Below are 7,364 nucleotides of genomic sequence, written 5' to 3' on the forward strand. Positions count from 1 at the left end.
TCATTCCGCAATCTGATGCTATGTATGGCAGAATGCATAGTCTCCTCATCCAGTTTGTTTTATTTAGTATTGCGGTCATATCCCGCTTGTTTAATCTGAAGCCATTCTTGCAGTCCAAGACGATCCAGCTCTTTCAGATAAGCATCCCACTCCTGATCGATCTTTCCATTCTGATACCATTCCGTGCGCATACGCAGCACATAGGCGAACAGATCGGTCTCAATGGTGGAGAGGCGGTCGAGTTCATCAATCGAGAAGAATACGCTTGGATAGACGTTTTCTGCTTTCATGTGTGGAACCATATATTTATCGAGCAGTTCCATACGCCATGCAGCATCTTCCGGTTTGGTTGTGTATTTGTCATAGTAACTGTCGAGAATGGCGAGCGGTCCTGCAATGCTCGTTTTCTGTCTGAGCTCAACAGGTGCCGCGCCTTCCAGTGGAAGATGCTTCAGCATGCCTTTGGCTTCATCCAATTCAAAAATATTCTGCTGCGTCTCATCGCCATAAGTTCCCCAGTTGTTCTGCACGGATTGGAGCGGATCGTACAATTGGTCCACCCACTTCGCTGTGGATTCCAGATTTTTATTGCTGCTCGTAACAACCATGCGTCCCCGGTCGAGACCTATACCATTCGTACGTGCAACATTAATCTCTCCATTGGGCCCGGCAACCGGAGGCAGAATACCATAGGTATCATTCATACCTGTAATGTTGGCCTTATCCCAAGTGAAGTACATGCCATATTTGTTGTCTTTACCCTTGGCCAGATACGTATTCCAATCCTGCTGATACGCTTCCACATCCACAAGACCTTCCTGAACCAGTTCGTGAATGTATTTGACCGCTTCCTTGTAGCCTTCATCCGCTGCCGTAAAGACCACTTTTCCATCGTTGGTTACCACGGTGTGGTCCCAGTTCTCCCCGAGTCCAAATGCCGCAAATAAAAAGGTCAGATCTTCTCCGCCCGGCTTGTTAATGAAGGACAACGGAATTTCGTCGGCCTTGCCATTGCCGTTGGGGTCCTGGGTTTTGAACGCAATCAGCACTTGTTTCAGTTCTTCGGTTGTCGTTGGCATCTTCAGTCCAAGCTTGTTCAGCCACTCCACGTTGATCCAAGGCAAGTCATCCACCGCCTGTATGCGCTGCTTGCCACTTCCGAGCTCCTCAATCCAGGGAAAGGAATAAATATGTCCGTCTGGAGCCGTAATCATGCTCTTGTATTCAGGAGCTTCCTCCAGCACCTTTTGCAGGTTCGGCATGTATTGCTCAATCATGTCCTCCAGTGGAATGATGGCTCCATCCTTCGCGAGTTTCAGAAGATCATAATCTCCATAACCTGCGTCAAAAATGGCATCCGGCAAATCACCACTGGCTACCGCCAGGTTTCTTTTTTCCGCAAACACATCACTCGTATAGTTCTTCCAGTTGATATGCACATTGGTCTTCTCTTCAAGTCTCTTGTTAATCAACTTCTCGTTCGGATCAGCGGGGGCCAGCGGAGAACTCTGTGTTATAAAATTCAATGTCACTTTGCCATTAGGGGACTGGGCTTCACTAGCTGCACCACCTCCACCCCCACCACATGCCGAGAGCAGGAGCATGGCAGACAGCATGGAGATGGATGCCGTTGTAGCGGCTTTTCTGGACTTATTCACTTTTTTCATGATAATGACCTCCGTGGATTGTGTTGGGACGAAACTTGGCTGTATTTCAGGGCTGCTCACTATTTGAGTGAACCTACCATGACACCTTTTTCGAAATATTTCTGAAAGAACGGATACATGATGATGAGTGGCAGACTCGAAATGACAATGGCTGAATATTTGATCATTTCTGAAAGCCGTTTCAGTTCCGCCATCGCAAGCTGATCACTGATCATGCCTGGTGCAGCCTGATTCTGAATCAGAATGGAGCGCAGTACGAGCTGTAACGGATGGAGGTTGGGATTATCCAGATAGATCATGGCGTCAAAATAGGAATTCCACTGCCCTACAAACGCGTACAATGCGAGTACAAAAATAATGGGTTTGGACAACGGAATAACGATTTGGAAAAAAATCTTCATCTCGGAGGCGCCATCCACATTGGCTGCTTCTTTCAGTTCTCGCGGTACGCCTTTGAAAAAGGTTCTGGAGAGAATGATGTTCCAGACGTTGACTGCACCTGGAATAATAATGGCCCACACCGTGTCCAGCATGCCGAGATTGCGAACAAGCAGATAGGTAGGGATCAATCCGCCACCGAAGAACATCGTAATGATAAATATAATCATGAAAAACCCTCGCCCTGCCAGCCTTTCGTCAGACAGTGCATAGCCTGCAAATATCGAGACGGTCACCGTCACGAGTGCAAAGGAAACCGAGTACAGCACCGCATTCGCAAACCCTCGAATCATGGCCGGATTGGACAAAATCATCTGATATCCATCCAGACTCCAGTCCGATACATTGAAGGACAGCCCGCGATTTAGCAGCACGGTCGGGTCCATGAATGAGGCCACAACGATATAAATCAAGGGGACAACCACAACCAGTACAGCACAGGTAAGAAAGATCGCGTTCAGTGCGAGGATCAGACGATCCAGTCCCGTATGTTTGACTACCATGGGTAACACTCCTTTCCTAATAGAGGCCTTCGCCTTCATTTAATTTCTTCACGATCAGATTCACCGTAACCAGCAATATCACATTGATGACCGAGTTGAACAATCCGACCGCCGCAGAGTATGCGTAATCTCCGGACTGCAAGCCCACCTTGTAGACATACGTGGCAATGATCTCGGAGGAAGGCAAGTTCATGGACGTCTGCATTAGGTAGGCTTTCTCAAATCCAATGGACATGATCCCACCAGCGGCAAGAATAAATACGATGGCCATAATCGGACGAATCGTCGGAAGATCGATGTGGCGAATACGCTGAATGAGATTCGCTCCATCCAGATTGGCCGCATTGTGAAGCTCCGGATCGACATTAGCCAAAGCGGCGACATAGATGATGGAAGCCCAGCCCGCTCCGGTCCAGATATCCGACAAAATGTATATCCAGCGGAAATATTCAGGCTCGGACATGAACATGATCGGTTGACCGGTAATCCAAGTAGCGAATTGGTTAACCGGCCCTGTTGGGGATAGAAAGATGAACAGCATACCCACAACGACAACAACCGATATGAAGTTCGGGGCATACAGAAACAATTGAATATTTTTCTTCACACCGGCTTTACGTACCTGATTCAGCATGAGAGCAAGCAAAATGGGTACCGGAAAGCTGAATATCAATCCAAAAAAGCTGAGTTTAAGCGTATTCATAAAAATGACGTCAAAATTAGGCGAAGCCAAAAACTTCTCAAAATGCTTCAAGCCTACCCATTCACTGCCCATGATGCCTTTAATCGGACTAAAATCCTTAAATGCGATAATGGCTCCGTACATCGGGATGTATTTGAAGATAAGGGTCAGGACCAGAGCTGGCGCGAGTAACAAATACAAAAAATAATTCTTTTTGAACTGCTGCATCCTATGGCCGGTTGCTGTCCTTTCTTTCAACGCCCTTCCTTTACCCTTTTGGGTATCCACCGTGTTATCCAACACATGACCTCCGTTCATTCCTGAAGTTGACAATTGTTTGCAGTAAGGGCTTTCAATATTTACAATTGCTCATTTAATAATTTACAATTTAGCAGGTAATCTAGGCATTAGTCAATACATTATGTAAAAAATAATTGTGCATTTGATAACATTTTGCATATTTACTGAGTTCTGAGTGTGTACTAAATTGCATATATAACGTTTATTCAAGCCTCTTTAATTTGCGTTTATCGTTATAGTTAGTAGGACATTTCGTCTTGATCATCATTTGTAATGGGATTTCTGACTACATAAAAGACCTGCATCATCCGACTTAAAAATGTAAAGTAAATTGTGCATATGTAAAATTGAGATTGCTATTTGTTCCGATCTATTATACATTTGACTTAGATAAGAATGCGGACGACCATTTGATCATTAGAGGTGAAGCACTAAATGGCAAAAGAAAAAGTCACGATTCAGGACATCGCGGATGCCTTGGGCATTTCTCGGAATACGGCTTCCAAAGCCTTGAATGATAGCGGAAATATCCCTGATGAGACACGTAATCGTGTAATTAAAAAAGCAATTGAACTTAAATATAAACAGTTCGCTTATATGGAAAGTGAGTATGTTGTAACCAAGACCCCTGGCAATATTGCCCTGTTAACAGAAAATCTGCCCAATACATCCCACTTTGGTTCGTTGTTGATCAGTGGTCTGGAGAAAAGAATCAGCGCAGAGGGGTACAATCTTTCCATCCACATCGTGCGTGAGATCGATCAGGATTCGCTTACACTTCCCAACAATTTTGATATTTCCAACGTGGACGGCATCATCTGCATTGAGTTATTCGACTTGAACTATACTCAGCTTATTACTGATCTTGGAATTCCCACGATCTTTATCGACTGCGCTTCCAACGTATGTTATCCGGAATTCCACGCAGACTTACTGTTGATGGAGAACGAGCACAGCACATATCAATTAACCCGACAATTAATTGATAGCGGCTGTAAAGATATTGGATTTGCCGGGGATTACAATCATTGCAAAAGCTTCAATGAACGTTGGGTAGGATATCACCGGGCCATGCTGGAAGCGGGGTTGCAGGTCGATCTATCCCAATGCATTGTGGATGATGACCGCCTGTTCTTCTCGAAGCCCGGTTGGATGAACGAGCGAGTGGCAGAACTGAAGTCACTGCCTGATGCGTACGTATGCGCCAACGACTTTATCGCAGTTGAGTTGATCAGGGCGTTGAGAATGAGGAATGTTACCGTACCACAGGATATTGTCATATGCGGATTTGATAACGCGCCTGAATCCCGAATTATTGAGCCTGCATTAACGACTGTTCATATTTACAGTAACGAAATGGGCATCAAGGCTGCGGAGATGCTATTATCCCGGATTAACAATCCGTCACAGCCATATCAGGTCTCACATATCGTAACCAAACCGATCATACGGGAGTCTACTCCCGCGCTTGTGAGGGCCAACCCGCAGACCGTTTAACGGATCTCATTGAACCCTTAAAAACAAAAAGCCGTATCTTTCACGTCGAATGGATCGTGATGGATACGGCTTTTTCTATAGGAAATTATAGTTGCCCTTTGTATGGTGTACTCATGATATGGCGCAAGTAGGACGCAGTCGATCTAATCTGGATCTGCAGCTCCGTGTTACACGGATGCCCTGGCTGCTCCTTTCGCTGAACGTACCTCCGTACGAATCAGATTGAAGATCATCAAAATCAGCACAACGAATTGTGGGATGAATGTCTCCCATGTCGGATACATGCCAAGCCAGCCAATCGTCGGCAGACTCGGTGCGACATGCGCACCAAGCGTTGCCGAGACTTGAAGGGAATGAATGCTCTCACCAAGGAATCGAAAGACCAGATAATAAATCAGCAGCGTAGCGGTCAGGAAGAACCAACGTACAGGCAGACGTACACTGAACTGAATGATCGTCACTGCCAATATAATCAGGATGAGCAACGCTGCCCCCATACCAATCAACATCTGCGATGTCTCAATTGCAGGCGCCATACCGATATAAAAGATTGCAGTCTCCGCACCTTCACGCAATATAGCGAGACCCGCCACAGCGAAGAGTGACCACAGACTGCCCCGGGCCAGTGCACCGCCTACCTGTCGCTGTACATAGCTATTCCAGGAGCGGGTATTCGATTTGCTATGCATCCATTGTCCAACCGTCAACATCAGTACAACCGCTGCAAGCCCTGTATACCCCTCAATCATCTCCCGTGTGCTTCCCGAAGATGCCACAGCCAGGGTCAGCGACAGTACAATGGCCAGCGCCGCACTGAGCAGCAGACCACTACCTGCTCCAGCCCAGATCCAGCGCCGGGCCGCAGTCTCTCCACTCTTCTTGGCATAAGCTAACAATGCAGCCAGTACCAGAATAGCCTCCAATCCCTCACGAAGCAGGATCAAAGCCGAATCCCATGCCGTATATGAGGTGGTAGCCGTTAACGGCTCCAGACGATTGATCATTCGGGATACAACCTCGGCTGCCTTCGCCGTGTTTGGCGGGTTCGAGACGACGTATCCGGATGCTTCCGCCATTTCATTCTCAATGGCCGTATATGAGGCCGGAGATGATATCTGCACCTGACCTTCAACCAAAGGCCAGGCCACAATGAACTGCTCCAACCCCGTTGCAGCAGAAGTGGTGTCCCCCGCCTGAATTTGCTGCTGTATTTGCTCCAACAATTTCAGCAGGTCGGACAATGAAGAAGCACCTGACGATGCCGCCGCATCCTCAACTTCCCCTTCCTTGAGCGTCCCCGCACTATAGTCTGTGAGCAACGTAACTAGATCCTGCATACGCTCTGTTGCCTGCTCTTCCTTGCGCGGCTCCGCCTGCATGGATATACGAACCAGGCTGATGTCTTTCTCCAACTGGCTGTATACACCAAAATGATCCTGACGGATCGGAGCTTCAGTACTTTTCCAGGCTGTAACGATCCGTTTATAGGCAAGCTCTGCCTGTGTCCAGTCACCCTGTTCCATTGCACTCAAGCTTTTACGTGCGTCCGGCAATAGCTTTTCGGCTCTCTTCCGCACCCTGAAACGCCTCAATATACTGATTGGTCGCACGGGCCAGATCGGCCAGTGCTTTCTTGGCTGCATCAGAATCATTGCCAGACAGTGCCTGTTCCGCTTTGGACAAGGCATCGCTTACACTACTTACGGCCGTGTCAACCTGATCTGCGTTCTGCTCAGGCTCCAACGTGCTGGCACTATCCCACAGTTGCCGGAATTCGGCGACGTCCTTCGTGGCTTCTGCCAGCTTGCCTTGTCCCGCTTCAACCAAGGCGCTGCCCACAGGCGGCAATAGACCATCCAGTTGCTTTTGCACAGACAGCTCATGGTTTTGCAGCCCCTCGGCAGAAGCGTGTGGGACACCCAGTAAACGAATCACCCCGGACCCCACCAACAGGAACACCAGCAGCATTAGCAAGGAACGCATAAGCCCTCCTTTGTACTGCCGCCTTTGCGCCTTCCGATCTGTGATCCTGCCCATCATTTCATCCTCCCCATTCCTCTGAAACCGTTCATTGCCATCTATATAAATTGAACAAAAGAATATTTACACTTGCCACTTCGATGACAGAACAACCTTCCGATCGCTGTTATCCCCAGTTTTTTTTATTTCTATTTTCCATCGGGAAAAATCCGGGGATAAGCGTATGCTTCCGATGCAGCTTTCTTTCAGAAAGCTTTCAGGCGAACGCTCCGCTTCTTCAGGTTATTTCTGTCCTCT

General features: G+C 47.6%; 6 protein-coding genes. 1 reads left to right on the forward strand and 5 read right to left on the reverse strand.

Annotation, left to right across the window (positions count from 1 at the left end):
• Positions 1 to 59: 59 nt before the first annotated feature.
• The 3 genes from P364_RS0125435 to P364_RS0125445 are packed head-to-tail and all read right to left on the reverse strand — an operon-like array spanning position 60 to position 3,518.
• Positions 60 to 1,667, reverse strand: coding sequence for an ABC transporter substrate-binding protein (locus P364_RS0125435; protein ID WP_024632859.1), 1,608 nt, complete (start codon positions 1,665 to 1,667; stop codon positions 60 to 62).
• A gap of 59 nt (positions 1,668 to 1,726) precedes the next feature.
• Entirely contained in the window at positions 1,727 to 2,608 is an 882-nt protein-coding gene (locus P364_RS0125440) for a carbohydrate ABC transporter permease (protein WP_024632860.1), read from the reverse strand.
• A gap of 16 nt (positions 2,609 to 2,624) precedes the next feature.
• Positions 2,625 to 3,518 (reverse strand): ABC transporter permease, encoded by an 894-nt coding sequence (locus P364_RS0125445; protein ID WP_236642143.1) that lies wholly within the window; start codon positions 3,516 to 3,518, stop codon positions 2,625 to 2,627.
• Between the two features lie 507 nt (positions 3,519 to 4,025).
• Between P364_RS0125445 and P364_RS0125450 the strand changes: the two genes are divergently transcribed.
• Positions 4,026 to 5,087, forward strand: a complete 1,062-nt coding sequence (locus P364_RS0125450; RefSeq protein WP_024632862.1) for a LacI family DNA-binding transcriptional regulator — start codon at positions 4,026 to 4,028, stop codon at positions 5,085 to 5,087.
• Positions 5,088 to 5,254: 167 nt separating this feature from the next.
• On the opposite strand, the gene P364_RS35635 is transcribed toward P364_RS0125450, so the two are convergent.
• Both P364_RS35635 and P364_RS38640 read right to left on the reverse strand, forming a co-directional pair.
• The gene (locus P364_RS35635) at positions 5,255 to 6,664 is read right to left on the reverse strand and encodes an FTR1 family iron permease (RefSeq protein WP_328285974.1); all 1,410 of its coding nucleotides are present in this window, start codon (positions 6,662 to 6,664) and stop codon (positions 5,255 to 5,257) included.
• Positions 6,624 to 7,127, reverse strand: coding sequence for a hypothetical protein (locus P364_RS38640; protein ID WP_328285975.1), 504 nt, complete (start codon positions 7,125 to 7,127; stop codon positions 6,624 to 6,626). The genes P364_RS35635 and P364_RS38640 overlap by 41 nt, the downstream gene beginning before the upstream one ends.
• Positions 7,128 to 7,364: the final 237 nt, after the last annotated feature.

It is taken from the genome of Paenibacillus sp. MAEPY2, from assembly GCF_000499205.1.
GTDB lineage: Bacteria > Bacillota > Bacilli > Paenibacillales > Paenibacillaceae > Paenibacillus > Paenibacillus vandeheii.

What these genes read in the sequence shown, in the direction of transcription:
- P364_RS0125435 (WP_024632859.1), bottom strand. Translation starts at nt 1,667, where the DNA reads ATGAAAAAAGTGAATAAGTCCAGAAAAGCCGCTACAACGGCATCCATC.
- P364_RS0125440 (WP_024632860.1), bottom strand. Translation starts at nt 2,608, where the DNA reads ATGGTAGTCAAACATACGGGACTGGATCGTCTGATCCTCGCACTGAAC.
- P364_RS0125445 (WP_236642143.1), bottom strand. Translation starts at nt 3,518, where the DNA reads ATGCAGCAGTTCAAAAAGAATTATTTTTTGTATTTGTTACTCGCGCCA.
- P364_RS0125450 (WP_024632862.1), top strand. Translation starts at nt 4,026, where the DNA reads ATGGCAAAAGAAAAAGTCACGATTCAGGACATCGCGGATGCCTTGGGC.
- P364_RS38640 (WP_328285975.1), bottom strand. Translation starts at nt 7,127, where the DNA reads ATGATGGGCAGGATCACAGATCGGAAGGCGCAAAGGCGGCAGTACAAA.